Raw genomic sequence first — 25,146 nt, forward strand, 5'->3', positions numbered from 1 at the left:
TATCGTCGCCCTCACCGCCATTGACGGTGTCGTTGCCGCCCTTGCCATTGAGCGTGTCATTACCGGCACCGCCGTCAATCGTATCGGCAAGCTCGCTGCCGTCGATCACGTCGTCGCCCGGCGTGCCGGTAAAATCTGCCAGGAATTACCCCCCCAAAAAACCTGGTTCGTGCACTAACTTTTCCAAATGCGCCCCACGAAATACCTATCAAGCCCACCGCGAAGCACAAGCGCCGTCGGCCAGGAAGTTGAGGGAATTGCGCGCATTGCGCGCATGGCCCTTTGCAAAAGGCGCAAGCCTTGCGTTGTCGCCCCGGCCTTCGCACGAGCGGGCACGCCCATGCCCTCGAACCGGCGGCTTACCATCACAAGCCGGTGACCGAACGGACTTTAAAGCCGAAACCCAGGCCGCGGCCGCGACCGCGCCCAAAAGCCCATCGCATCCGCCCCCCTTGCCCACAGCCGCCAAGCCGCAACGAGACACCGCTCCGATCACGCCATACCCGAACAACGCGGACCTTCCGCTCTCGCCTCCGTTTCGCGAATTTCTCGCGGTTTCCCCGGGCGGCGGGGTCCTCACCTAATCCGTGCCCGCATGGGGTCAGGGCGTTCACATGCCCATCGCAGCCGGAAAAACGACCTCGGCGCGCAGTCCCCCCTGCGCTCGGTTCGACAGCCGGACCTGCGCGCCGTGCGTATTCGCGATGGCGCGCGCTATGCCGAGGCCGAGGCCGGTGCCGCCGGTCGCCTTGTTGCGCGATCCTTCGCAACGGACGAACGGCTCGAACACCCTGTCGAGCTGGCTGTCGGGAAGGCCGGGCCCGTCATCCTCGACAGCGATCCTCAGCCCCGCAGAATCCCGTTCGATGGAAAGGCCGACCCATCCCTTGCCGTACGCTCTCGCGTTCTCGAGCAGGTTCTCGAACATCCGGGCTATCGCCAGCCGGCTCCCGGCAATGGTGAAGGGGTCCGACGCGTCATGATGGGTGACATCGATGTGCTGAGGCGCGGCCTCGGCGAGCGCGATCATGAATGAGCCCAGCTCGATCAATTCGTGCTGCGCGACAGGGTTTTCAGCGCGGGCATAGGCCATCATGTCCGACAAGAGGCGCTCCATCTGGACGAGATCGGGTTCGATCTCGGCGACCGGGACATTATCCCTGCGGTCCGTCCGCAGGCGCAATTTGGTGAGGCCCGTTCTGATATCGTGGGCGATCGCGACCATGATCTGTTCACGCTCGCGGATCAGGCCGTCGAGCCGCAGCCGCATCCGGTTGAGGGCCCGTGCCAGACGGCGCAGCTCGCGCGGGCCGGTCTCCGCTACGGGAATGGCGGTTTCCGCAAGCCCGACGCGCTCGGCATCATGCTCCAGCACGCGGATGGGTCGCATGATCACCCAATGGAGCGCCATCCCCAGCACTGCGGTAACCACGAGCACCAAGGCGATCAGGAAATAGGGTGCGTATGGTGCTTCGGTGTAAAATATCGAGGGCGCCAGCCAGATATTCAGCACTCTGCCATTTTCGAGCGCAATAGCGACGTGGAGTGCGCTCGAGGTGTTATAGAAAAGATCGGGATTGGCTCTACTCCTGCGGGCAAGTTCGAGTGCGCCGACCAGATCGAAACGGATATCCCGGTCCCGCAGCCGCTCGGCGACGGCATTGTCGGTCCCGGTCAGGAGCGCCTGCCTTGCGCGATCAGCGGCAAGTCCGCCGACAAACCCGCCCTCTATCCACGCAACCCGCGACCGACTGGCATAGGTCGACAAAATCGCACCCTCGACCTCTGGCGGCGAGGTCTCGATCAGCCAGACCAGTTCGGCAATGCTGTCGGCGCTTTGGGTAATGGCGCGGTCGAAGACGCGGCCCGATACCGGCGTCTGCATGATCACGACCAATGCGGCGAGCGTCAGCATGAGCAGGCCGAAGGTGATGCCCAGGACCCGCGCCAGGATCGAGTTGAACAAGCCGTGCACGTGCTCTCTCCCCCCGGTCTGCCTATAGGCCTTCGCGCGTCACCGGGGCCGAAAAGGCATAGCCGAGATTGCGCACGGTCTTGATGAATTGCGGCTGCCGGGGATCGGGTTCGATCTTTCGGCGGATGCGGCTGATCTGCGAATCGATGCTGCGGTCGAAGGGATTGGTGTTCACCCCGCGCGACAGGTCGAGCAACGTCTCGCGCGAAAGCACCCGCGGCGCGCGCTCGACCAACGCGAGCAGCAGCGCGAATTCGCCCGAGGTCAGCGGCACTTCGCCTCCGCGAACGTCCCGGAGGGCAAGTTGATCGGGCAACAGGACAAAGCCCCCGAAACGCAGAATGCGCGGCGATACCGCCGTAGCGGGCGCGGCGTCGGTGTCACGGCGGCGCAGGACCGCCTTGATCCGGGCGACCAATTCGCGCGGGTTGAAAGGCTTGCCGAGGTAGTCGTCCGCGCCGATTTCGAGCCCGACGATCCGGTCGACATCTTCGGCCATGGCGGTGAGCATGATGACCGGGATATCGCAGGTTGCGCGCAGCCGGCGGCAGAAACTGAGGCCGTCTTCCCCCGGCATCATGAGGTCGAGCACTACGAGGTCCGCAAGCGCTTCTGCAATCGGTCCCTCGGCCTCGGCCACCGACTGCGCCGTCAGGGTGCGCATGCCGCTGCGTTCCAGCATCCCGGCGACGAGGGCCAGAAGCTCCGTGTCATCATCGACGACGAGAATGGTCGGCCCTTGCTTCACACCGAAATGATAGGCGCGCGCCGGGCTTCGCTCCAGCGCCCTTTTGCAACCATTTGTGTTCGGGCGCTCCAGATCTGGCAACATTTCGCCACAAATCGTGTCGTTCTTGGCAAACGGGGGCAACGCAGCGAGGTCATTCTCAATCCATCGCAAATGATGGAGACCACCGATGACCAGAACCTTCAAAATCCTGCCCACCTTTCTCGGCGTCGCCCTGATCAGTCCCGCGCTTATCCTCGCCGTGCCGGGACACGCGCAGTCGAGCGATCAGATGCGGAAGCTGCTCGAACGCGCCGATGCCAATGGCGATGGCGATGTCACCCGCGCCGAATTCGACCGGGTCCGCGCCGACATGTTCGCGCGCCTCGATCGCAATGACGACGGCTTCGTCGACAGCAAGGATCGCCCCCGGATGTTCGGCGACCGCTTCGATCGGGTCTACCAAATGCTCGCTGCGCTCGACACAAATGATGACCGGCGCATTTCGCGCAACGAACTCGCCGATGGCGAAGCGCCTGTCTTCATCGCCGGCGACACCAATGGTGACGATGTCCTCACCCGCACCGAGATCGCCGCGCTCCGCCCGACCCGCTGAGCGCGGCCGGCCCGCCATCATCCGAACCTTGGGAAAATGCCATGCCGACCGATCAGCCCCCCGTAGCCTTCGTCCTTGTCGTCATCCTCTTCGCGCTGGCCGAGTTCGCCTGGCGCAGGCGATCGGGCCGAGGCTATGATCTCGGTTCGCTTGGAGCCAATCTCGGCGTGATGGCGGGCCAATTGGTCTCCCGGCTCGTCACCGGCGGTGTCGTGGCCGCCGCTATGATCGCGGTTTTTAGACTGGCGCCCGTTCAATGGGCGATGGATGACTGGCGCACCTGGGCGATCGGCTTCTTCGTGCTCGAGTTCTTCTATTACTGGCAGCACCGCTTCAGCCACACGATCCGCTGGCTGTGGACTGCCCACGCGGTCCATCATTCACCCAAGGAATTCACCTTGCCCGCCGCCTTCCGGCTTGGCTGGACCGGCACGATTTCAGGCGCGTGGGTTGTGCTGCTGCCGATGGCGCTGATGGGCTTTCATCCCGCGGTCATCGCGACGCTTCTGGCGATCAACCTGCGCTACCAGTATTTCCTGCATACCGAGGCGGTGGGCAAGCTCGGCCCGCTCGAATGGGTGTTCAACACGCCGTCGCATCACCGGGTGCATCACGGCTCGAACGCCGAATATCTCGACACCAATTTTGGCGGCGTGCTGATCGTGTTCGATCGCCTGTTCGGCACGTTCGCCGAAGAGCGCGACGACGAACCGGTGCGCTATGGCCTGACCAGGCCCGTTACCAGCAACAACCCCTTCGTCATCGCCTTTCACGAATGGGCGAACCTGTGGCGCGATCTCAAGCACGTGCGATCGCCGAGGGGCGCGTGGCGGGTCGTGTTCGGTCGCCCCTCCGACCTTGAGACAGGACAGCCGACAGGCCCTGCAACAAGGCCGCTCGCACTCACCTGATTACCCCGCACCACAAAACCTGGAGAAAAATTATGACCTCTAATCTTCGCGGGCGCAGCCCGCTGTACATCATCGCCGCCTTTGCCTTGTCGTCGTGTGGCGGAGACGAAATGGCAATGCCGGTGGCCGTCGCCCCGGCACCGACGCCCTCGCCTACCCCGACACCCTCTCCCACGCCAACTCCCACACCCAGCGGGAGCGAAGACGATTTCGTCCTTTTAGAGGATATCAAGTACGGCGCAGGGGCGACGCAGACGGGCGAGATTGATCTTCTTCTCGACATTTACCAGCCCGAAGCCAGTTGTTCTGCAACGCGGCCGACGATCTTCTATGTCCATGGCGGCGGCTTCATCCTGGGCGATAAGCAGGATGACATTGTCGAAGCCCTGGTCCCGCTCATCATGGCCGAAGGCTTCAATTTTGTCTCGATCAACTATCGCCTTGATGGCGATGAACCGGTCCTATCGGACGAATTCCAGACCGTCGCGCAAAGCTATGTCGATGATGGAATCGCCGATCCTGACAGCGACCTCTTCGATGCGATCTTTGCCTCATTCGAAGACGGAACAGCCGCGCTCAATTGGATGGAGGACAATGCAGACGAGTATTGCATCGACATTGATCGGCTCGGATACTGGGGATCTTCTGCAGGGACATTTGTAACCCTTCAGATCGCTTATTCACTCAACCAGTTCGGTATCGAACGCCCCGAGCCTCGCTTCGTCAACGCATGGTGGGGCGAGTTGCTTCGCATAGATGACCTCGAACTGGCGGAGGCTCCGTTCCTGATCCTGCACGGCGATGGCGATACGCTGGTAGACTATCAGGTCTCCGTCGATCTCACCAACCGGGCTGATGTCGTGGCCGTGCCCTTTGCCTTCTACACGCTGGTTGGGACCGGTCACGGCTTCGATACCAACAACGCGGCACAGACTTCGGCCAGCATCGAGGCTTCCATCGACTTTGCGGTGGATCACCTGACTGATGGCACGCCTGCCTATGGGCGCTTTGATCTGCCTTAGGGATGGCGCTGAGCGGCAACGCTGGATGCGTGATAGAGGAACCGGATAGTGCCGCGCCCGCTTTGCTGGGAAGCGGATTGGTCACGACGAGTTTCGATTGAGAGCCTTCGTCAAACAGCGGCAGCTGGCGGAGACGGAGGGATTCGAACCCTCGATACCGCTATAAACGGTATGGTCCCTTAGCAGGGGACTGGTTTCAGCCACTCACCCACGTCTCCGCGACGCAACTCGGCTGCGAGCCGCGCGCTATAGTCGGGCTGGCCGCGCGCTTCAAGGTCGCATATTCGCCCTATCTGCATGGGCTATCGTATCCAGGGCGGCAGCGTTGCGCGTCGGCTTGCCCGGCTATATCGGCGCAATGCGCGGTTCGCCTTGCGTTCAGCCGCGATGCGATAGCCGATTCGCCTCGTCGTGATTCCGATTCGTCCTGCCGCCCGGCGATTGCCGCCGGCGGCGAATGGCGGAGAAGGGCAGGGCGGCGATGGGCGGGCACGAAGGCAAAAGGCGAAAGGGCGCATCATGACCGGATCTGGTGGCATCATCCTCTCCCGGCAGGGGCTGGCATCGGCCATGCGGGCGATCCTGGCGTTGCTGTTCGCGGGACTCGCCGGAACGCTCGCGGCGCAGGATGCGGTCGAGAGCTTCGATCCCGATGAGGCTTATTCCGCAACCGCCGAGGGCAACCCGGACGGGGCCATCGATGCCGATCTCATGCCGCGACAGGCCCAGCCGCAGGCCCGGGGCCAGACCCCGCCCGAACCGCGTCCCGTGCCCGAACGGCCCACCGAGGTCGAAACCTCGCGCGCGCCCGGATTCGACGAGGAATTCGCCGATTATGCCGGTGAGGGTCCTGCTGGCGGCGGCGCCGATGGGGGCGTGCCGGTCGAGGACCTGCCTGAATGGACGCGAGAATCGCCAGCCGGCGACGCACAGCCCCCCGCCGAGGCGGAGCCGGGTACCTATGGCGAGGACGACCTGATCGGGGCGGCCGAAGGCGTGTTCGGCAAGGGAGCCGAAGGCCTCGCCCGGCTGATCGAGGACCTGCTCGAGGAGCAGGGTCGCCCCAATGGCTACATCGTCGGCCGTGAAGCGGGCGGGGCCTTCGTCGTCGGGGCGCGATATGGCTCGGGAACGCTCCATCACAAGATCGAGGGAACTCGCAAGGTGTACTGGACCGGCCCCTCGATCGGCTTCGATGCCGGGGCCAATGCGGGAAACACCTTCGTGCTCGTCTACAACCTGTTCGATACCGAGGATCTATACGAACGCTTTCCCGCCGGGGAGGGGCAGGCCTATTTCGTCGGCGGGCTGACAGCGAGTTACCTGCGCAAGGGCGATATCGTGCTGATCCCGATCCGGGTCGGTGCGGGCCTGCGGCTCGGAGTGAATGCGGGCTATCTCAAGTTTTCCAAGAAGCAGCGCTGGCTGCCCTTCTGACACGGCTTTCAGCGCGGCAGAGGGGCGATTCCCGGTTGCAGCGCGGCGCGCTGCGGGGCAGGACGAAACCGCCATGCTCGACCGACTCGAACCGCAATCGCCCGACGCCCTGCTCGCGCTGATCAAGCTCCACGCCGCCGATCCGCGCGGCGACAAGATCGACCTTGGGGTCGGCGTTTACCGAACCGAGGAGGGTGCCACGCCCGTCTTCGCCGCGATCAAGGCAGCCGAGCAGCGCCTCGTCGAGGAGCAGGACAGCAAGTCCTATCTCGGCCCCGAAGGCGACACGGGTTTTGTCAACGCGCTTATGCCGTGGATCTTCGGTGAGGACGCGACGATGGGAGGGCGGATCGCCGGGATGCAGACACCGGGCGGCACCGGCGCGGTGCGGCTCGCCGCAGCGCTCGCGCAGAAGGCGGGGATGACGCGGCTCTACATGGGCGTGCCGAGCTGGCCGAACCACGCGCAGATATTCGCCGATCTCGAACTCGAGGCGGTCCCCTTCGATCATGCCAACGCCGACGGCACCGCCGATCTAGACGCGGTGCTCCGCGCAATCCGGGCGGCTAGTCCGGATGAGGGCGTGCTGCTGCACGGCTGCTGCCACAACCCGACCGGCATCGACTACAGGCCACAGGAGTGGGAGCGCATCGCCGAGGCATTCGAGGCATCGGGCGCTTTCCCGATCATCGACATCGCCTATCAGGGCCTGGGGCGCGGTCTGGAAGAGGACGCATCCGGCCTGCGTAAGGTCCTTTCGAAAGTCCCCGAAGCCTTCATCGCCTATAGCTGCGACAAGAATTTCGGCATGTACCGCGACCGGGTCGGAGCGTTCTACATCCTCTGCGACGGCACGGAAATGCTCGACAAGGCGTTCTCCAATGCCAATGCGCTTGCCAGGGCGAGCTGGTCGATGCCCCCCGATCACGGGGCGGCTGCGGTGCGGCTGATCCTGCGCGACAACGAACTGACGCAGATGTGGCAGGACGAGCTCGACGAAATGCGCGCGCGGATGCGGCAGGTGCGCGACCGGCTCGCCGAAGCGGGCATGGCGGGGAGCGTCGACCTCGCCCCGCTGGCCGCGCAGAACGGACTGTTCTCGATGCTGCCGGTGACGAAGGAGCAGGTCGTGAAGCTGCGCGAGGAGCATGCCATCTACATGGCCGGCTCGGGGCGCATCAATGTCGCCGGGCTCACCACGGGCAATATCGACCGCTTCATCGATGCTCTCGCCGCCGTCACCGGTTGAGCATCGACGGGCCGGACGGATCGAGGCCGCGTCGCACGGGATATCAAAGCGTTCGCAGGGAGGCCCCGGCCTTGCTCACGGGCGAGAGGATCCGCCAGTTTCCTGCAAGAACCTGAAAATTTTCGTCAAATTCGATGTTAAATGATTGTGAAGGGTCCCAACTTAAAGCTTGAAGAGGTGACGAAAGCGATACCGGCCAGGCTCGATCTTCGATGAGGGATACCGGATAGCGCTCAGCCCGCCCGGGCCGACACGCGCGTTACGGTCGCTCGTGCAAGCGAATGCCGCATGGGCCTCACCCACCGGGCCGGACCGGACGGGCTAACAGGACAGGCGATCGGGAATGGGAATCAGCGAGAACCTGAAGAACACCGAAAGTCGGGTCGCTCCCCGTCGCCACATCAATATGAACGCGCTGCTCAAGGGTGCCGAAGGGGCAGAATTTCCCGGCGCGATACGCAATATTTCCGAAACCGGCTGCCTGTTCCGAAGTGACGCAGGAGGGCCGCTGATCCCGGGGCGGCGTTACAGCCTGCGGATCGAGGGGCTCGAAATCAGGGTCGTCTGCGCGGCATGGTCGGAAGATGGCCATGCCGGGCTCGAACTGGCAGAACCGCTGCATCCTTCGGTGGTCGAAAACCTCGTGCGTGCAGCGCTACTCGCGCTCGCGGCCAATGCAAGAGCGGACAGGGAGCGGGGTCGCGAACCGCTTGCCGACCTGCCGCCGCTTTCGCGCAGGCGGCGTGGTTCGCTCCTTTAGCCGTGGGCATGCGACCAGGCACCCATCGAGCCCAGATAGACATCGAGCCGGTCGAAACCGCGTGAGGCGAGCCAGCCTGCCGCGACCGTCGCGCGCATCCCGCTCGCGCACATCAGCGTATAGTGGTGCTCGCGGTCGAGCTCGCGCCAGCCTTCGTTCAAGTGACCGGCATAAAGATGCCGCGATCCCTCTATGGCACCGCTTGCCCGCTCTTCGGCATCGCGCACGTCGAGCAGCGTCCAGTCCTCATGTGCTTCTTCGAGCCTGTGCTCGACCGTCTCGGTTCCGACCATCGCAATGGTGCCCGTCTCCGCGCCGCCGGCGGCCGCCGGGACTACGCCGACATAGCCGCCCGCAATCCGGTCGAAACCGATCCGCACGAGATGCTCCATCGCCGCGTTCAACTGCGCCTCGTCCGAGGCGACCAGCCCGATGCGGTCCCCTTCGCCGATGAACCAGCCCGCAAAGGCGCTGATCATGCCTGTGGGAAGGCTCATGGACCCGGCCAGATGGCCCGAGGCGAACGCCAGCGGCTCGCGCACGTCTATCAAGTGATCGCACCCCGCATCGCGCAGCTCGGCGAGCGAGAGGATCTTCGGCCGCAGCACGCGCGGCGCGGGGTCCGCACCGTCCATGTTGAGACGTTCCATCAGCCGGAAATAGGGCGGCTGGTAATGGTGCTCGTCGATCTTGAAGGCGATGAACTTGTCGCGGCTGGAGAATTGCAGGCGGGGATTGTTGCGCCGCTCGTGGCCGATAGTCGAAAATTCGCGCTCGGCCATGCCCGATCCGCAGACAGAGCCCGCGCCATGCGCGGGATAGACGATCGCCTGGTCGCCGAGGCCAAGCAGCTTCTGCAGCGAATCGTACAGCAGCCCGGCCACCTCGCGCTTGCGGTCGGGGTAGAAATCGGTTCGCCCGACATCCCCGATGAACAGCGCATCGCCGGTGAAAACGCCGACCGCGCGGTCGGGATAGGCCGTATCGTGAATGGCGAAGGCGAGATGGTCGTCGGTATGGCCGGGCGTTTCGATCACTTCGATCCGCAGCTGGCCGATATCGACCGTATCGCCCTCCCGCGCGGTTTCGGCAAACGTCACGGGGCGTTCGGGGTTGGGGCCGTGCAGCACCTTCGCCCCGGTCATGGCGGCGAGGATCGGGGAACCGGAAACCAGGTCCTCATTGCGGTGGGTTTCGAGGATATGGGTGATTTCCAGCCCGGCTGCGCGGGCCTTTTCGAGGTAGATTTCGCAGTCGCGGCGCGGATCGATCACCGCAGCCTGTCCGCCTGCACCGACCAGATAGGACAGGTGCGACAGGCCGGAGGTCTTGATGGTTTCGAGGATCATAAAAGCTTTCCTTGGCGTCGTTTGCCCAAGCAACGGGAGGAAAGCTCCATCTGTTCCAGTTTCAATGCCGCTATCGGTCCGTCGAGGCAAGGCCTTGCATGCGCTTGAGATAACGCGCCAGCACGTCGATCTCGAGATTGACCCGGCTGCCTTCCTCGAGTGCGCCGAGCGTCGTCACTTCGGCGGTGTGCGGAATGATGTTGAGTGCGAAATCGCACGAGCCATCGGACCGGTCGCGCACGTCGTTCACGGTCAGCGATACGCCGTCGACAGTGATCGAGCCCTTCTCCGCGATGAAGGGCGCCATCTCGGCGCGCGCGCGGATTGCGACCAGCCAGGAATCCCCGGTCCGTTTGTGGGCGACGACCTCGCCGATCGAATCGACATGGCCCGTCACGATATGGCCGCCGAGCTCGTCTCCGAGGCGAAGCGAGGGTTCGAGATTGAGCCTGCGCCCCTCTTCCCACATACCCGGAACCGAGCGCGAGACGGTCTCGCCCGAGACATCGACATCGAACCACGCATCGCCCTTGCGGCCGCCGCGCGCGACGGCCGTCAGGCACACGCCCGAACACGCGATCGAGGCACCGATGTCGATTCGTTCGGGATCGAGCGGCGCTGCGATGCGTACGCGGCGGTCGCCGCGCTGCTCGCTGCTGGTTATGGTGCCGATGGCGGTGACGATGCCGGTGAACATTGGGGGGCGTGCTCCTTGGCTAGCGGATGCGCTGATAGGCGGTGAACATGTCGCTGCCAAGCCGGCAGGACATGCCGCGCTGCCAGCGGCCATGCGCACTTTCCAGCCCCTCGGCCCCTCCCAGACCGAGAGAGCCGAGCGCGCGCAGCCCGTCGCCGATCATGACCGGCGCGCGGTAGAGGTGGAGTTCGTCGACGAGATCTGCCGAGAGAAAGGCCGCCGCAGCGCCCGCGCCGCCTTCGACATAGAGCGAGAGCGCGCCCTCTAGATCGGCGATTGCTGCGGGCTCGTTGATGACGGTGACCCCGTCGGGCTGCACGCCCCGGGTCAGGACGAGCCGCCGCGGGCTGCGTTCCCCCAGTCCCGGCAGGCGCACGTCGAGCCGCGGACGATCGGCCCGCCAGGTCGCGCCCCCGACAAGGATCGCGTCATGACGCGCGCGCATCGCATGGACATGGGCCCGGGCCGCTTCGCCCGTGATCCAGCGGCTGGTCCCGTCGGCGAGTGCAATGCACCCGTCAAGCGAAAGCGCGAGCTTGAGCGTGACGCGCGGGCGGCCCCGGCTGCGCAGGGTGAAATAGTCGGCAAGGCTGGCGGCCGAGGCGGGATCGTCCAGCAGCGCGACCTCGATCCCTTCGCGCTCGAGCCGAGCAATGCCTTCGCCCGCCGTGCGCGGGTCGGGATCGCGCTGTCCGATCACGACGCGGGCCGGTCGGGCATCGGCCACCACGTCGCAGCAGGCCCGGCCGCGCTTGGAGGCATGGGCGCACGGTTCGAGCGTCACGTAAAGCGTCATGCCCGTAGCCCCGCCGTCCGCATATCCGTCGAGCGCGACCGCTTCGGCATGGGGACGCCCGCCTTCGCGGGTCCAGCCGCGCGCTGCAACGCGCGGGCTTCCTTCGCCCGAAACGAGCAGCGCGCCGACCCCGGGATTGGGGCGGCACAGCGGCCGCGCGCGCATGGCCAGCCGCGCGGCGGCGGCCATCCATTCGCGGTCCGTGTCGGCTGGGGCGGCTATTGCGCGCTTCCCTGCGCGGCCTGTGTCGGTGACCCGCCGGTGTCGACCGAGCTTGCCACCCCGGCGGTTTCGGCCTTCCTCGCGGCTTCCTCCGCGGCGCGTTCCGCCTCGGCCTTGCGCTCGATCTCGTCCACATCCATGCCGGACGCGCGGCCGAGCGCCTTGTAAAGCTCGCGCTTGCGCTCGGCGATGGCCTGCTCGCGCGCCTGGCGCAGCTCCTTGACCTCCTGGTTCTCGATGTTGGAGGCCATGATCTCCTCGTCCGTGCGGTCGGGGTCGAAGGTGTTGATATAGGTCACGTCGGGCCGCGCGGGCTCCTTGTAGGCGGTCTCGGACGAAAGCCAGGCGAAGATCACCACCAGCGGCAGGCACGAGGCCGCGAGAATCGGCCAGCGCAGCGGATTGGGCTTGGTGAATTCGTGCCAGAAATCGAGCGCGCCCGTCTTGGGATTGAAACGGGAGCTGGAAAGCATGCGAGAAAACATGACAGCGATATAGGACGCGATGCGCCCGCGCGCCAGTTCCCTCGGACGCTAGCGGGGCATGTCAGAGATAGGTTACGCTGATCGGGACCCGCCCGCGCAGGTCTCCGCCGGCGCGCTTCTCGCCGCTGACCACGAGCGTGCCGGAGAAGGAAAATTCAAGCCGTCCGTTTTCGTCGAGCACGGGCATACCGGTCAGGGAAGTCGTGAAATCCCGCAGCCGCGCCTGCCCGCCGAGCAGCCCGCTCATCTCGATCTCGAACGGGAATTCGACATTGATCGGCTCGAACGGCGCGCCGGTCACGATGGCGCGCCCGGTTACGGGCATTCCTCCGAGGTCGTCCACATCGCCGAACAGGCGCTTCTCGCCGCTATCGAGATCTAGCAGGACCCGCCCTTCGCCCCGTCCGATAACCACGACGCGGCCGAAATCGATGTCCGAATCGATCGCGATCGAGAGCCGCTGGCAATTGCGCCGGCGATTGCCTTTTCCCTTGCCTTTCTGGTTCCCTTTGCCGCGGCAACCGGGCGGCAGGTCACATTGCGGGCACGCGCCCTGCGCCTGTGCCGGAGGCGGCGAGGCGGGCAGGGCAAGGCCGACAAGAGCGGCGAGCAACAGGAAGGCCCGGGTGAACATGACACTTGTCTTACCGCACCATGGTTAACGATGACCTACGTGTCGTCCGGAAGGGGCGGTGCCGGTTCTTCTTCTTCAGCCGAAAGCGGCGTAGAGCGCGCGACCCTTTTGCTTGAGCCATTGATCGGCCGCGCGGATATCGCCTTCGTAGATCTGCGCGAGAAGGGCGTGGAAGGCGGGCGAGTGGTCGAAATGGACGAGATGCGCAACCTCGTGCGCGACCACCGAGCGGCGGACGAAATCGGGGGCCTGAACGAGCCGCCAGTTGATGCGGATGCGGCTCATATCCGAACAGCTACCCCAGCGGCGTTGGGCGCGCGAGAGGGCGACGGGGACCGGATCGAGCCGGGCGGCGGCGCAGTAATCGCCCATGTCGGCTTCCACGAGCGCCAGCGCCTCGCGCTCCAGCCAGCGCCTCAGCCGCCCCTCCAGCCCGGCCAGCGGCCCGCCCACGGCGAGCGCGTCCCCGGCAAGGCGCGGTGAGCGAGGCGCGCTTGCGTCCCATTCGATCCGCAGGGCCTGCCCGCGCAGCAGCACTTCGCTGCCGGGACCGGGGGCGGTGCGGCGCGGGATCCCGGCATGTTGTTCGGCCAGCCATTCGGCGCGGGCATGGGCGAAGGCGATCGCCTGAGCGCGTGGGGCCCAATTCGGCACGGTGAGACGCACCTCGCTGCCGTCCGGGGCAAGCCGCAGGGTGAGCCGACGTGCGCGGCGGTTCTGGCGCAACACGATCGGCACGCGCTCGCCGTTCAGCTCGATCTCGGGCTCGATCGAGGCGCGGCGCAGGCCGAGGGTCATTCCTCGCCCCCGCCATGCGCCGCGACCGGCGGCTCGAGCGCGTCGATGTCGGGCGCTGGCCACTCGACCACATGATGTTCGAGCGGCCCCGCCTCGGTTTCGCTGACCACGCGGCCGACAACAGAGACGCCGACCCGGTGCACCGCATCGCGGTCGCCGCAGACGAGATAGTGCCAGCCCGGAAGCGGGCGTCCGGCGGCCCGCAGGCGATAGGCGCAGGTCGAAGGCAGCCATGGCACGTCCTCGACAATCGACAGGGTCAGGCGGAGGCAGTCTGGCACGAAGGCCTTGCGATTGCGGTAATCCTTGCACCGCGCCGTTCCAGTGTCGAGCAGCTTGCACGCGACATTGGTATCGGAAATCTCACCCGTATCGGCATCTTCGATTTTGTGCAGGCAGCATTTGCCGCATCCGTCGCAAAGCGCCTCCCATTCGGCGCGGTCGAGCTCGCCCAGCGGCAGCTCCCAGAAGCGCTCCCTCAGTTCGCCCATTTCCGAATCTCGGCGGCGAAGGTCTCGGCGCCCTCGCGGCCCGGCTGGTCGGTGGGAAGAGTGGCAATCGGCTCGCCCTGCGGGCCGAACAGGTAAACGATGCGCGAATGCTCCATCAGGTATCCCCCGTCTGGCGTATCCTCGCCGCGATAGGCGGTGACCTTGAATTCGTCGATTGCCCTGTCGACTTGTTCCTGCGTGCCGGTGAGACCCATGATGTCGTCCGAAAAGGCGCTGGTGAACTCGCCCACGACCTGCGGCGTATCGCGGGCCGGATCGACGGTGATGAAGATCGGCTGCACCTGTGCCGCCAGATTGGGATCGCTCTCCTCCAGCGCCGCCATGCCGCGCGCGATGCGCTGCATGTCGGTCGGGCAGATCGCGGGACAATAGGCGAAGCCGAAATAGACCACGCGGTATTGGCCCGTAAAATCGTCCCAGCGCACCGTCTCGCCCGCGCTGTCGACCAGCTCGAACGATCCGCCGATGCTCGAACCGGCAAGCGGCGGCTCGAGCGGGGCCGTTTCCTCGGCCGCGCAGGCACTGAGCACCAGTGCCAGCGCGCCGAGCAGCGCGGCGGGCTTGCGGATGACGTTGGATAGGGCGGAGGTCTTGGCGTGTGGGTTCATGCTCTGCTAACTGGCGGTGTGAGAGCGGGACATGCCCGTCGATCCGGTTCGACGGGCATCTACCCTCAGGGAAAAGTGTGGCAGGAAATGCGAAAGGACAAAAGATTGTTCGCACCCGTTTTGCGCAAGTTAGGAAATCCCCTGCTGATTGCGAGGGTCGCGCTGGGTTCGCTTGCGACCGCCGGCATCGGATATGGGGCCATGCCCTCCGCTCCCGCTTCTGCGCAGTTCTATTCCGAAGGTTATGAATTCCTCAAGGCGGTGCGCGACCGTGACGGCGATGCCGTCACCGAAATGCTGAACCAGCCGGGCACGACCGTCATCAATGCGCGTGACATCACGACGGGGGAAACCGGGCTGCACATCGCTGCCGCGCGGCGCGACGTGCTGTGGGTGAAGTTCCTGCTGCAGAAGGGGGCCGATCCCAATATCCGTGACAAGAATGGCCTTACCCCGCTTCAGATCGCCACGACTCTGGGCGAGGTCGATGCCGTCGAAGAGCTGATCAAGGGCGGGGCGCAGGTCGATGTCGCCGACAGCCAGGGCGAAACGCCCCTGATCGCCGCAGTCCACCAGCGCAATGTACCCATGGTCCGCCGCCTGCTGGCGCAGGGGGCCAATCCCGACCGCAACGACAATTCGGGCCGTTCGGCGCGCGACTACATGGAACTCCAGCGCGGCAATTCGCTGATGCGAGCCGAATTCGAGGCGGCGGACGAAGCGCGCGATGACGCGGGAACCAAGCAGCAATACGGGCCTTCCTTCTGATATGAACGCCTCAATGACCGATCAGCCCGATTTCGCCGACATGACACTGGACGAGCTCGCGATCGCGCTCGCCCCGGACATCGCCGCCTCGGCGGTGTTCGACGGGTGGAACGACACTGCGCTCGAAGCCGCCGCCGAAATGGCCGGGGCCGATCTCGACGTCGCTAAGCTCGCTTTTCCTGCGGACAGCGCGAACGGGCGCGCGATGCAGATGATCGAGGCGTGGATCCGCTCGGTCGACCGCGCGATGGAGGCCGAATGGCCGGAAGAGCGCCTCGCCGACTTGAAGATCCGCGAGCGTATTCGCACCCTCGTTGCTTTCCGGCTGGAAGCGATCGCCGATATCGACGAGGCGGTGCGCCGCGCGCTTGCGATCATGGCGATGCCGCAGAATGCGCCGCGCGCGCTGAAACTCGGCTGGGAATCGGCCGACCTTATGTGGCGGCTCGCAGGCGATCGGGCGACCGATTACAATCACTACACCAAGCGCGCGATCCTTGCTGGGCTATATTCGGCGACGCTCGCGGTCTTCGTCAACGACGACAGCGAGGAGAAGGAAGACACTTACGCCTTCCTCGACCGCCGGATCGAAGGGGTGATGAAGTTCGAAAAGGTCAAGTCGCAGATCACTGGAAGGGATCGCGAATTGCCGAGCCTGACGCGCTTTCTCGGCCGCCTGCGCTACCCCTCTCGGTAACAACCTCCATATCGGAAGTGGAAAACGGCACGGCGACCTCGCCTCGGGGACCGCGCTGGCCTATTACGTGATGGAGACTCGCAGCCCCGCAGGCTGCGCGGATGATTTGACGGGAAGGGACGGTTCGAAATGGCGGGTTCGCTCAACAAAGTCATGCTGATCGGCAATCTCGGGGCCGACCCCGAAGTGCGTTCGTTCCAGAACGGCGGCAGGGTCTGCAATCTGCGCATCGCCACGAGCGAGACGTGGAAGGACCGCAATACCGGCGAACGCCGTGAAAAGACTGAATGGCACACGGTCGCCGTATTTCAGGACATGGCGGTTAACTACGCCGAAAATTACCTGAAGAAGGGCAGCAAAGTATTCGTCGAGGGGCAGATCGAAACCCGTAAATGGCAGGACCGCGACGGCAATGATCGTTATTCAACCGAAGTTGTGGTCCGCCCCTATTCGGGAACTCTGACAGGTCTCGACACCCGCAGTGATGGCGGCGGCGGTCGCTCCGGCGGCGGCTTTGGCTCGGGCGGTGGAGCGGGCTATGGCGATCGCGGCGCGGGCGGACAGCCTGCGGGCGCTGGCGCTGGCGCTGGCGCTGGCGGTGGCTGGAATCAGGGCGGCGGCGGTCCCGGGGGCGGTCCCGGGGGCGGCTCCGGTGGCTACGACGATCTCGACGACGACATCCCGTTCTGAAGCCCCGGCTCTCGGAACGCCCCGAGCGCGCGCCCATTGATGCCGTGAGATCATGGCATCAGAGAGAAACACGTCTTCCTCGCCGCTTACGATCGGCCAGCTTATCACGGGCATGGGCCTGTTCGGCAGCGCGACCCCGCTGTCCAAGATCATCGGCGAGCATTACCCGGTCTTCACCGCGAGCTGCCTGCGCATGGTCATCGCCAGCGCCGTTCTAGCGCCCTTCGTGCTCGCGCTGACCAGCCGCTATCGCGACACGACACGCTCCGACTGGGGCGTGATCGCGGCCATCGCCGCTTTCGGCATGGTCGGCTTCACCGCGACCATGCTGTTCGGGATGCGGCTGACGACCGGGGTGATCGGCTCCACGATCATGAGCGCCTCGCCCGCGATCACGGCGGCGGCGGCGGTTTTATTCTTCGGCGCGGCGATGAACCGGCGCAAGGGCGGGGCGCTGGCGCTCGCGGTGGTGGGCGTGGTCGTGATCAATGTTTTTCGCGGCGACGGGCACACAGGCGATGCGGTCGTCCTGGGCGGCTTGCTGGTGCTTGTTGCAGTGTGTTTCGAGGCGGCCTTTACCCTTCTCTCGCGCAAGCTCTCCGACGGGATCACGTCGCTCGAGGCGACCCTCGCCGCATCGCTCCTCGCCGCGCCGCTGTTCGTGGCGCTCGCCTTTGCCTTCGATCCCGCGCCGTTCGATTTTTCTCGCGGGAGCGAGCGTTCGCTTTATGCCCTGCTGTTCTGGGGCGCGGGCACGGGCGGGCTTGCCCCGGTCCTGTGGTATAACGGGGTCAGGAAGGCACCCGGTGCGCTGACTGCGGGGGCGATGTCGGTCATGCCGCTCACCGCTCTCGGACTGTCCTATGTCCTCCTCGGCGAAGCGTTCCGCTGGGTCCATCTCGCCGGTTTCGGGCTGGTGTTTGCGGGTCTCGTGCTGATGATCCTAGAGCATGCGAAGGGCGGCGAGGGCAAAGACGCGGAAAGGGCCTAGTCCTTCTTCAGCGCTGAGAGTGCCTCGGCCAGCGGCCCTCGCGGCGCGTCCTCGTCCGCCAGCCCGGCAGCCTGCCGCGCCGTTTCGGCGCCGGGCCCTTCGGCATAGGGGTCGATCGCAAGGCCGAGCGTCTGGGCCACCGCCTCGCCCAAATCGAAGATCTCGCCCGCATATTCGATCTCGTCGAGATCGTCGCGTTCGAGTTCGATTTCGAGCGCTTCTTCCTCGTCCGCAGGTTCGGGCCGGACGGTTTCGGGGACGAAGCGAAGGTCGAAAGGCTCGCTGATCGTCACCGGGAAATTCTCGTTGGAGATCGCACAGACCTGTTGCACCGCCGCGTGCAGCACCCCGCACGCGCGGATCGCTTGCGCTTTCTGATCGAGCGTTACCTCGGCCCGCAGCGAATCTATTCCGCCAAGACCGAAGCGATGCGCCAGTGCTTCGCGCTCGGCCGCATCGGCCTCGATAACGACGGGATCGGCGGGCAGCGGGCGCGCCTTCAATAGACGGCTCATTTCAGGGCCGGGCTGGTCGGTGGGATCAGTCACGCAAAATGCCTTACCAGATCCCGCTCGCCTTGATCAGTTCCTCGTCGCTGAAACGGGAGAGTCGATCGGCCAGGGCGAGCAGTTTGTCGGCCACGCATTCGGCGCCCGCCTGCTCGTCCGCTCCCTCGGCGAACTGGACGTTGCGGGAGACCGCGGCGACGAGCCGCGCGCGGTCCCTTTCGTTCAGCGCGCCGCGATAGGCCCCGAGCCGCCCGCCGAGCAGGCTCATCAGCTTGCCCACCTTCTTGCCCACGACCACGTCGTTGACGCCGAATTCGCGCAACTGACCGTCCATGTCCTCCACGAAGAGTTCGGCGAGGAGAGCACTTTCGGCGCGCATTTCGGAGGCTTCGACCCGCACGATCACCGCGCTCAGGACTGCGGTTATGAGGTCGAACCGGCCGCCCACCGTATCGGCGACCTTGCAATCGGAATAAAAGCTCTTCTCGCGCGCCAGCTCGATCACACGGTGCCAAAGCGGGCGTATTCGCTCGCGCGGGTCGGGCGCTGTGCCGAATACCCTAGCGAGGAAGGCGAGCGGGCGGGCTTTGTCCTTTGTCGGCATGATATGGCTTTCGAGCAGGAGTTTTTCTGGAGGGATTGGCAGGCGTTCAGTGCCAATTCAACCGCGCTGGCGCACGCGGGTTCCGGGCTGCAGCATAGGCCGCCGGTGTCATGGGCCGGGTTCGGGGGGCGAGCCCTGCGGCGTTGCCAGCGGCGCGCCGTGAGCCTAAGGCCCATTCGTGATATGAATTGACGTGCGCTGAGCGCCACCATGAGAATACGGGAAACGATCATCTTGAATATCGAGCGAAGCTGCGCGCGGACGCGGGGGAACGAGGGGCGCGCCGGGATCGGTCGCGCGGCGCGAATAACCCTCGTCGCTCTCGCGTCCGGCCTTGTCCTGTCTGGCTGTTCCTCGATCCGCGAATCGCGCGGTTACATCCGCGACCCGATTCTGAGCCAGGTGATCCAGCCCGGGATCGACAACCGGCGCTCAGTCCAGGGCACTCTTGGCCGCCCGACCTTCACGAGCGCCTATGGCGAGCCGACCTGGTATTACGTTTCCAGCACCACGGGCCGCAAACCCTTCGTTCGTCCGCGCATCCGCCAACATAACGTGCTGGCCGTGCGCTTCGACGAGACGGGCAATGTCGCCGAGGTGGATCGCAGCGGCATCGACGAGGTTGTCTATCTCCGTCCGGACGGGGACAAGACACCGACGCTGGGACGCGAGCGCGGCTTTCTGGAAGACCTGTTTGGCAATATCGGCCGGGTGGGCGGCGTCGGCGGGCCCGGAGGCGGTCCGGGCGGCCCCGGGCCGGGGCCCTGAGGCAGGGCCTGCAGCGGTCCGCCCTGCAGGCTTGACCGTTCCGGCCCAGCGCCCATATCGCGCGTCATGAGTAATTCGAGCGACAGTCACGGCATGGCGGCGTGGCACGGCACCACCATCATCGGCGTCAGGCGCGACGGGAAAACCGTCATCGCGGGCGACGGACAGGTTTCCATGGGTAATACGGTGATGAAGCCCAATGCTCGGAAGGTCCGCCGGATCGGTGAGAACCAGGAGGTGGTCGCCGGTTTCGCCGGTGCGACTGCCGATGCCTTTACCCTGTTCGAACGTCTGGAAAGAAAACTCGAACAATATTCCGGCCAGCTGATGCGCGCTGCGGTCGAGCTGGCCAAGGACTGGCGCACCGACAAATATCTGCGCAATCTCGAAGCACTGATGATCGTCGCCGACAAGGATGCGCTGCTGGTGCTTACGGGCACGGGCGACGTGCTCGAACCCGAAGGCGGTATCGCTGCGATCGGGTCTGGCGGCAATTACGCCCTCGCCGCGGCCCGCGCGCTCGCCGACTACGAAGACGACCCCGAAGCCATCGCAACCAAGGCGATGGCGGTGGCAGCCGATATCTGCGTCTTCACCAACGGCAATCTGACGGTCGAAACCGTCTGACCTCTACCCGCGAAGAAGTTTTCATGGACAATCTCACCCCCAAGGCGATCGTCGCCGCGCTCGACGAGCACATCATCGGCCAGAAAGAAGCCAAGCGCGCGGTCGCCGTCGCCCTGCGCAATCGCTGGCGGCGCCAGCGACTGCGCGATGACCTGCGCGATGAGGTGACGCCCAAGAACATCCTGATGATCGGCCCCACCGGCTGCGGCAAGACGGAGATCAGCCGCCGGCTGGCAAGGCTGGCCGAGGCGCCGTTCGTCAAGGTCGAGGCGACCAAGTTCACCGAAGTCGGCTATGTCGGGCGCGACGTCGAACAGATCGCTCGCGATCTCGTCGAGGAAGCGATCCGGCTGGAAAAGGAACGCCGCCGCGACAGTGTACGCGAAGCGGCGAGCGAGGCGGCGATGGAACGCCTGCTCAATGCGCTGGTTGGCGAGAACGCGTCCGAGGCGACCCGTGCCAGTTTCCGCGAGCGCATCGTCCAGAACGCCATGAACGAGGTCGAAGTCGAGATCGAGGTCTCCGAAAGCCCCGGCATGCCTTTCGACATGGGCAATATGGGCGGCAACATGCAGATGATCGACCTCAGCGACATGATGGGCAAGGCTCTCGGCAAGCGGCCGACAAAGAAGCGCAAGATGCGCGTGCCCGAAGCCTGGGACAAGCTGGTGGACGAGGAAGCCGACAAGCGGCTCGACGATGACGATGTCGCGCGCGTCGCGCTTGAAAACGCGCAGACCAACGGCATCGTCTTCCTCGACGAGATCGACAAGATCGCCGTGTCAGACGTGCGCGGCGGCTCGGTTTCCCGCGAAGGCGTGCAGCGTGACCTGCTGCCGCTGATCGAGGGAACCACCGTTTCGACCAAGCACGGCCCGATGAAGACCGACCACGTCCTGTTCATCGCATCCGGTGCCTTCCACGTCGCCAAGCCTTCCGACATGCTTCCAGAATTGCAGGGCCGCCTGCCGATCCGGGTCAACCTGCGGGCGCTGACCGAAGAGGATTTCGTGCGCATCCTGTCGGAAACGCGGGCCAATCTCGTCGCGCAGTACCGCGCCTTGATCGGGACCGAGAAAGTCGAACTCGACTTCTCCCATGATGCCGTGCACGAAGTCGCGCGCATCGCCGCGCAGGTCAATGAAAGCGTCGAGAATATCGGCGCGCGGCGTTTGCAGACGGTGATGGAAAAGCTGCTTGAGGACATCAGTTTCGAGGCCGAGGAGCATGTCGGCGAGACGATCACGGTGGACGCGGCCTATGTTAAGGAGCGGCTGTCCGACCTCGCGGGAAATTCCGACCTGTCGAAATATATCCTGTGACCGGCGGCGGACCCGTCCGCGACCTTCAGTCCATGCTGGCGGGCATGGAGCCGGTGCTCGACGAGGACTCCTTTCGCTTCGTCGTTCCCAGTTCGGCTCAGGAACTCGCTGCGCTTCACGAACGCTGCTTCGCCCTCGTCTACGAGGAGGAGGGCCTGACCTGCGTTGTCCGCCCAGGGCAGGGCGAGAAGGGCCGGCCCTTTGCGCGGATCACGCTCACCGTCCATTCCGACCTCGAAGGCGTCGGGCTGACCGCCGCCGCGTCTTCGGCGCTCGCGGGAGAGGGGATCGCCTGCAACGTGATCGCAGGCTTTCACCACGATCACCTTTTCGTGCCGTGGGAGCGGCGGATCGAGGCTCTCGGCATTCTCAAGGCGCTCTCGCACGACGCGCGTCGATGATCATGGACACTTGATAGGCCGCAAACACCTTATCGGTTGAGCCTTGGGGCGCGGCAGGCTTTATTGCCCGCAATCGCAATTCAACCGGGGATCATCCATGACAAAGACCATCATGCTGTGCGGCACGGCGCTCGCTGTGATTGCCGCGCCCGCCATCGCGCAGGATACCGGCGCAGCCGATACCGCGCCGCCGCCCGCGCTCACTGCCCCCGAAATCGAATACGAGATGTGGCAGCTCGATAACGGCCTGCGCGTGATCGCCATTCCCGATGCAACGACCAGCACCGTCACCACGTCGCTGTGGTACGATATCGGCTCCAAGCTCGATCCCGACGGACGCAGCGGATTTGCCCACCTGTTCGAGCACATCCTGTCGCGCAAGACCGAGAACATGCCCTACAACATGATCTATTCGCTCACCGCGGATATCGGCGGCACGCGCAATGCCTCGAACTGGGTCGACCGGACGAATTATTACGAACAGGTCCCTGCCGCCTATCTGGAAACCATGCTCTGGACCCACCGCGAGCGCATGGCGAAGGTCGTCGTCGACGAGGAAGTGTTCGAGACCGAGCGCGGCGTGGTGAAGGAGGAACTGCGCCAGCGCGTGCTCGCCCCGCCTTATGGTCGGCTGCAGCGCTTCGTCTTTCCAGAAAATGCCTATGATGTGATGCCGCATCGCCGCCCCGGGATCGGTTCGATCGAGGATCTCGACAGCGCCACGCTGGACGATGCGCGCGCCTTCTACGAGGCCTATTACGGGCCGGACACTGCGAGCCTGATCGTTGCGGGCAATTTCGATCTCGCCGAACTCAAGGCGCTGGTCGATGAATATTTCGCGGACATCCCGCCGCGCGAGAATCCGGTGCCGCTCGCGATCGACACGCGCGAACCCGAAAGCACGGGCCCGCGCACCGTCAACGCGACCGCACCCAATGTCCCGCTGCCGGTCTATGGCGGAATCTGGAAGGGCGTCCCCGTCACCCATCCCGACGCCGCCGCATTGGAAGTGCTCGAAGCGATCCTGGTCTCGGGCGACAACAGCCGACTTGACAGGGCGCTGGTGAATACGGGCGAAGCGGTGCAGGTCATCGCCACCGTCCAGGCGTTCCGCGAGGCGGGGGCGATCGGCGCCTATGTCATCGCGCGGCCGGACCGTATCGAGCAGGCCGGTGCGACGCTGGATGCAGAGTTGGAAAAGCTGCGCAGCGAGCCCGTTACGGCAGACGAACTGGCCGAAGCCAGGAACGAGATTATCGCTGCCACATTGCGCCGCCGCGAAACCGCGCGCGGGCGCGCCTTCGAACTGGGCGAGGCGCTCGTCTCTTCCGGCGATCCGGATTTCGCAGACAAGCGGCTCGACGCGATCCGGGCGGTGAGCGAAGCGGACGTGATGCGCGTTGCGAGCGAATATCTCGACCCGCAGGTCCGGGTCACCGTGACCTACAGCGCAGGCGATGCGGACCCGGCCTCCTATGCGAACCCGGTGCCTATGCCGACTTTCCGCACCCTGCCGCCCGCGACGGGCGAAATCCGGCAGGTCAGGCCCGAGGGCGAGCGCATGGCCCCTCCCGGTCCCGGATCCGCGCCCGAGGTGGCAAAGCCCGAGATCGTCGAAGCCGAATTGTCCAACGGCGTCCCGGTGGTCGCTGTGCAGACGGGCGAGGTGCCGATCGCGACGATCTCGATGCTCTTTCCCGGCGGCAGCAAGACCGATCCGCGCGAGCTTGCCGGCCTTGCCCAGCTTGCCGCGAGTCTCGCCGACAAGGGTACCTCCAATCGCACCGCTGAAGAAATCGCGGCCCGTTTCGAAAGCCTCGGCGCGGCTTTCGGCGGCGGTGCGGGCTCTGACGGGACGAGCTTTTCCCTGACCGCCCCGGTTGCCAATCTCGAGGCGGCGGGGGCGCTCGCGGCCGAGATAGTCAAGGATGCGGCCTATCCCGCAGACAAGGTTACGCGCGAACGCGACCGCGCCATCGAAGGCCTGAAGGTCTCGCTGAAAGAGCCGGGGAGCCTCGCGCGCTACGTCCTGCGCACCGCGATGTACGGCGATGCGCCCTACGGTTCGCAGCCCGGAGGAACAGAGGAAAGCCTCGCGGCAATCGACCGCGCGGCGCTCCTCGCCCACCGCAAGGCCTATTTTCATCCCGACCGGATGAAGATCGTCGTTAGTGGCGGGATCGCGGCCGACAGCGCGGTCTCGCTGGCCGAAGAGATGTTCGGCGACTGGTCGAGCGCCGGCGAGCCCGGAGCCGTGCCGCAGGAAGCCGCCGGTCCGCCACCAGAGGTGAGCACGATCGTCGTCGACCTGCCCGGCGCGGGCCAGGCAGCCGTGCTTGCGGGCGTGCGTGCCCCGGCGCGCATCGATCCCGATTACTTTCCGCTAGAACTGGCCAATTCGGTGCTCGGCGGCGGTTCGAGCGGGCGCCTGTTCGAGGAAGTGCGGACCAAACGCTCGCTGTCCTACGGTGCCTATTCGGGCTTCGCCGATAGGGCGGATGCATCGATCCTTACGGCAAGCGCGCAGACGAAGAACGAAAGCGCTGCCGATGTCGCGCGGATATTCCTGAACGAGTTCGAGCGGCTCGGCAGCGAGCCGCTCGATGCGGACCTGCTCGAAAAGCGGCGGCTTTATCTCGGGGGACGATATGCCCGCGCGCTTGAAACCAGTGGCGGGTTCAACGCGATCGTTGCGACCCTGCTCCAGCAGGGACTGCCGCCTGAAGAGGCGAATGCCTATGCCGAAAGGCTCGCAGGCGTCGATCCGGGCGCGGCGAGCCTGGCGGCGAAGACCTATGTCGATCCCGACCGGGCGACGCTGGTGATCGTGGGCGACGCGGCGCAGTTCATCGACAAGGTGCGGGAGCTTCGCGGCGCGGTCGAGTTGATTCCGGCGAGCGAGTTGGACCTGTCCGCACCAAGCCTGCGGCGCACGGCGGATAAGGCGCAAGCCGAGGCGTCGGAATAGGCG

General features: G+C 65.3%; 27 protein-coding genes, 1 tRNA gene and 1 pseudogene. 15 read left to right on the plus strand and 14 right to left on the minus strand.

Annotated features, from left to right (window positions below):
* From RIB52_RS12420 to RIB52_RS12430, 3 genes and pseudogenes are all read right to left on the minus strand, one after another.
* Positions 1-109: pseudogene (locus RIB52_RS12420) on the minus strand (calcium-binding protein); the annotation flags it as partial.
* Between the two features lie 501 nt (positions 110-610).
* Positions 611-1,975 carry an ATP-binding protein gene (locus RIB52_RS12425; protein WP_350175997.1) on the minus strand — a complete coding sequence of 455 codons (1,365 nt, stop codon included), beginning with the start codon at positions 1,973-1,975 and terminating at the stop codon, positions 611-613.
* Between the two features lie 22 nt (positions 1,976-1,997).
* Positions 1,998-2,723 carry a response regulator gene (locus tag RIB52_RS12430; RefSeq protein WP_350175999.1) on the minus strand — a complete coding sequence of 242 codons (726 nt, stop codon included), beginning with the start codon at positions 2,721-2,723 and terminating at the stop codon, positions 1,998-2,000.
* Between the two features lie 169 nt (positions 2,724-2,892).
* Here RIB52_RS12430 and RIB52_RS12435 point away from each other — a divergent pair, with 169 nt between their 5' ends.
* Genes RIB52_RS12435 through RIB52_RS12445 form a run of 3 tightly spaced genes read left to right on the plus strand, consistent with a single transcriptional unit; the run spans position 2,893 to position 5,251 of the window.
* Entirely contained in the window at positions 2,893-3,318 is a 426-nt protein-coding gene (locus RIB52_RS12435; RefSeq protein ID WP_350176001.1) for an EF-hand domain-containing protein, read from the plus strand.
* Between the two features lie 41 nt (positions 3,319-3,359).
* Complete coding sequence (locus RIB52_RS12440; protein WP_350176003.1) at positions 3,360-4,229, plus strand: sterol desaturase family protein; 870 nt, start codon at positions 3,360-3,362, stop codon at positions 4,227-4,229.
* Between the two features lie 32 nt (positions 4,230-4,261).
* Positions 4,262-5,251: an alpha/beta hydrolase gene (locus RIB52_RS12445; RefSeq protein ID WP_350176005.1), complete on the plus strand. Its 990-nt coding sequence runs from the start codon at positions 4,262-4,264 to the stop codon at positions 5,249-5,251.
* Positions 5,252-5,376: 125 nt separating this feature from the next.
* Here the strand turns inward: RIB52_RS12445 and RIB52_RS12450 are convergent.
* Positions 5,377-5,469: transfer RNA gene (locus tag RIB52_RS12450), tRNA-Ser, on the minus strand.
* A gap of 301 nt (positions 5,470-5,770) precedes the next feature.
* On the opposite strand from RIB52_RS12450, the gene RIB52_RS12455 reads away from it, so the two are divergent.
* From RIB52_RS12455 to RIB52_RS12465, 3 genes are all read left to right on the plus strand, one after another.
* Positions 5,771-6,688: a DUF1134 domain-containing protein gene (locus RIB52_RS12455; RefSeq protein ID WP_350176007.1), complete on the plus strand. Its 918-nt coding sequence runs from the start codon at positions 5,771-5,773 to the stop codon at positions 6,686-6,688.
* A gap of 73 nt (positions 6,689-6,761) precedes the next feature.
* Positions 6,762-7,937, plus strand: coding sequence for an amino acid aminotransferase (locus RIB52_RS12460; protein WP_350176009.1), 1,176 nt, complete (start codon positions 6,762-6,764; stop codon positions 7,935-7,937).
* Positions 7,938-8,280: 343 nt separating this feature from the next.
* On the plus strand, positions 8,281-8,697 hold the full coding sequence (locus tag RIB52_RS12465; protein ID WP_350176011.1) for a PilZ domain-containing protein: 417 nt from the start codon (positions 8,281-8,283) through the stop codon (positions 8,695-8,697).
* Here RIB52_RS12465 and RIB52_RS12470 read toward each other — a convergent pair.
* The 8 genes from RIB52_RS12470 to RIB52_RS12505 all read right to left on the minus strand — a co-directional run bounded on the left by RIB52_RS12470 (position 8,694) and on the right by RIB52_RS12505 (position 14,798).
* Positions 8,694-10,046 carry an MBL fold metallo-hydrolase gene (locus tag RIB52_RS12470; RefSeq protein WP_350176013.1) on the minus strand — a complete coding sequence of 451 codons (1,353 nt, stop codon included), beginning with the start codon at positions 10,044-10,046 and terminating at the stop codon, positions 8,694-8,696. The genes RIB52_RS12465 and RIB52_RS12470 overlap by 4 nt on opposite strands.
* 70 nt (positions 10,047-10,116) lie before the next feature.
* Positions 10,117-10,743, minus strand: a complete 627-nt coding sequence (locus RIB52_RS12475) for a riboflavin synthase (RefSeq protein ID WP_350176015.1) — start codon at positions 10,741-10,743, stop codon at positions 10,117-10,119.
* A gap of 19 nt (positions 10,744-10,762) precedes the next feature.
* Positions 10,763-11,761 (minus strand): bifunctional diaminohydroxyphosphoribosylaminopyrimidine deaminase/5-amino-6-(5-phosphoribosylamino)uracil reductase RibD, encoded by a 999-nt coding sequence (gene ribD, locus RIB52_RS12480; protein WP_350176259.1) that lies wholly within the window; start codon positions 11,759-11,761, stop codon positions 10,763-10,765.
* Positions 11,758-12,234 (minus strand): hypothetical protein, encoded by a 477-nt coding sequence (locus RIB52_RS12485; protein ID WP_350176017.1) that lies wholly within the window; start codon positions 12,232-12,234, stop codon positions 11,758-11,760. Before RIB52_RS12485 ends, ribD begins: the two co-directional genes overlap by 4 nt.
* 73 nt (positions 12,235-12,307) lie before the next feature.
* Positions 12,308-12,880: a DUF4402 domain-containing protein gene (locus RIB52_RS12490; RefSeq protein WP_350176019.1), complete on the minus strand. Its 573-nt coding sequence runs from the start codon at positions 12,878-12,880 to the stop codon at positions 12,308-12,310.
* A 75-nt stretch (positions 12,881-12,955) separates the two neighbouring features.
* The gene (locus RIB52_RS12495; protein ID WP_350176021.1) at positions 12,956-13,678 is read right to left on the minus strand and encodes a M48 family metallopeptidase; all 723 of its coding nucleotides are present in this window, start codon (positions 13,676-13,678) and stop codon (positions 12,956-12,958) included.
* A complete protein-coding gene (locus RIB52_RS12500; RefSeq protein ID WP_350176023.1) occupies positions 13,675-14,169 on the minus strand; it encodes a YcgN family cysteine cluster protein in 495 nt (164 codons plus the stop codon). Before RIB52_RS12500 ends, RIB52_RS12495 begins: the two co-directional genes overlap by 4 nt.
* A complete protein-coding gene (locus RIB52_RS12505; RefSeq protein WP_350176025.1) occupies positions 14,157-14,798 on the minus strand; it encodes an SCO family protein in 642 nt (213 codons plus the stop codon). The genes RIB52_RS12500 and RIB52_RS12505 overlap by 13 nt, the downstream gene beginning before the upstream one ends.
* Before the next feature lie 105 nt (positions 14,799-14,903).
* Here RIB52_RS12505 and RIB52_RS12510 point away from each other — a divergent pair, with 105 nt between their 5' ends.
* The 4 genes from RIB52_RS12510 (at position 14,904) to RIB52_RS12525 (ending at position 17,944) form a co-directional block, all read left to right on the plus strand.
* The gene (locus RIB52_RS12510) at positions 14,904-15,566 is read left to right on the plus strand and encodes an ankyrin repeat domain-containing protein (RefSeq protein WP_350176027.1); all 663 of its coding nucleotides are present in this window, start codon (positions 14,904-14,906) and stop codon (positions 15,564-15,566) included.
* A 13-nt stretch (positions 15,567-15,579) separates the two neighbouring features.
* Entirely contained in the window at positions 15,580-16,263 is a 684-nt protein-coding gene (locus RIB52_RS12515) for a COQ9 family protein (RefSeq protein ID WP_350176029.1), read from the plus strand.
* 129 nt (positions 16,264-16,392) lie between these two features.
* A complete protein-coding gene (gene ssb / locus RIB52_RS12520) occupies positions 16,393-16,953 on the plus strand; it encodes a single-stranded DNA-binding protein (protein ID WP_350176031.1) in 561 nt (186 codons plus the stop codon).
* Positions 16,954-17,005: 52 nt separating this feature from the next.
* Positions 17,006-17,944 carry a DMT family transporter gene (locus RIB52_RS12525; RefSeq protein ID WP_350176033.1) on the plus strand — a complete coding sequence of 313 codons (939 nt, stop codon included), beginning with the start codon at positions 17,006-17,008 and terminating at the stop codon, positions 17,942-17,944.
* Here RIB52_RS12525 and RIB52_RS12530 read toward each other — a convergent pair.
* On the minus strand, positions 17,941-18,492 hold the full coding sequence (locus RIB52_RS12530) for a YceD family protein (RefSeq protein WP_350176035.1): 552 nt from the start codon (positions 18,490-18,492) through the stop codon (positions 17,941-17,943). The genes RIB52_RS12525 and RIB52_RS12530 overlap by 4 nt on opposite strands.
* 10 nt (positions 18,493-18,502) lie before the next feature.
* On the minus strand, positions 18,503-19,057 hold the full coding sequence (locus RIB52_RS12535) for a ubiquinol-cytochrome C chaperone family protein (protein WP_350176037.1): 555 nt from the start codon (positions 19,055-19,057) through the stop codon (positions 18,503-18,505).
* Between the two features lie 288 nt (positions 19,058-19,345).
* Here RIB52_RS12535 and RIB52_RS12540 point away from each other — a divergent pair, with 288 nt between their 5' ends.
* The 5 genes from RIB52_RS12540 (at position 19,346) to RIB52_RS12560 (ending at position 25,143) form a co-directional block, all read left to right on the plus strand.
* A complete protein-coding gene (locus tag RIB52_RS12540; RefSeq protein ID WP_502879545.1) occupies positions 19,346-19,825 on the plus strand; it encodes an outer membrane protein assembly factor BamE in 480 nt (159 codons plus the stop codon).
* Between the two features lie 66 nt (positions 19,826-19,891).
* A complete protein-coding gene (hslV, locus tag RIB52_RS12545) occupies positions 19,892-20,452 on the plus strand; it encodes an ATP-dependent protease subunit HslV (protein WP_350176039.1) in 561 nt (186 codons plus the stop codon).
* Positions 20,453-20,475: 23 nt separating this feature from the next.
* Entirely contained in the window at positions 20,476-21,774 is a 1,299-nt protein-coding gene (gene hslU, locus RIB52_RS12550; RefSeq protein ID WP_350176041.1) for an ATP-dependent protease ATPase subunit HslU, read from the plus strand.
* Positions 21,771-22,175 (plus strand): ACT domain-containing protein, encoded by a 405-nt coding sequence (locus RIB52_RS12555; RefSeq protein ID WP_350176043.1) that lies wholly within the window; start codon positions 21,771-21,773, stop codon positions 22,173-22,175. The genes hslU and RIB52_RS12555 overlap by 4 nt, the downstream gene beginning before the upstream one ends.
* Positions 22,176-22,272: 97 nt before the next feature.
* Positions 22,273-25,143 carry a M16 family metallopeptidase gene (locus tag RIB52_RS12560; protein ID WP_350176045.1) on the plus strand — a complete coding sequence of 957 codons (2,871 nt, stop codon included), beginning with the start codon at positions 22,273-22,275 and terminating at the stop codon, positions 25,141-25,143.
* The last annotated feature ends 3 nt before the right edge of the window (positions 25,144-25,146 follow it).

The organism is Erythrobacter sp., assembly GCF_040217515.1.
Classification (GTDB): Bacteria; Pseudomonadota; Alphaproteobacteria; order Sphingomonadales; family Sphingomonadaceae; genus Erythrobacter.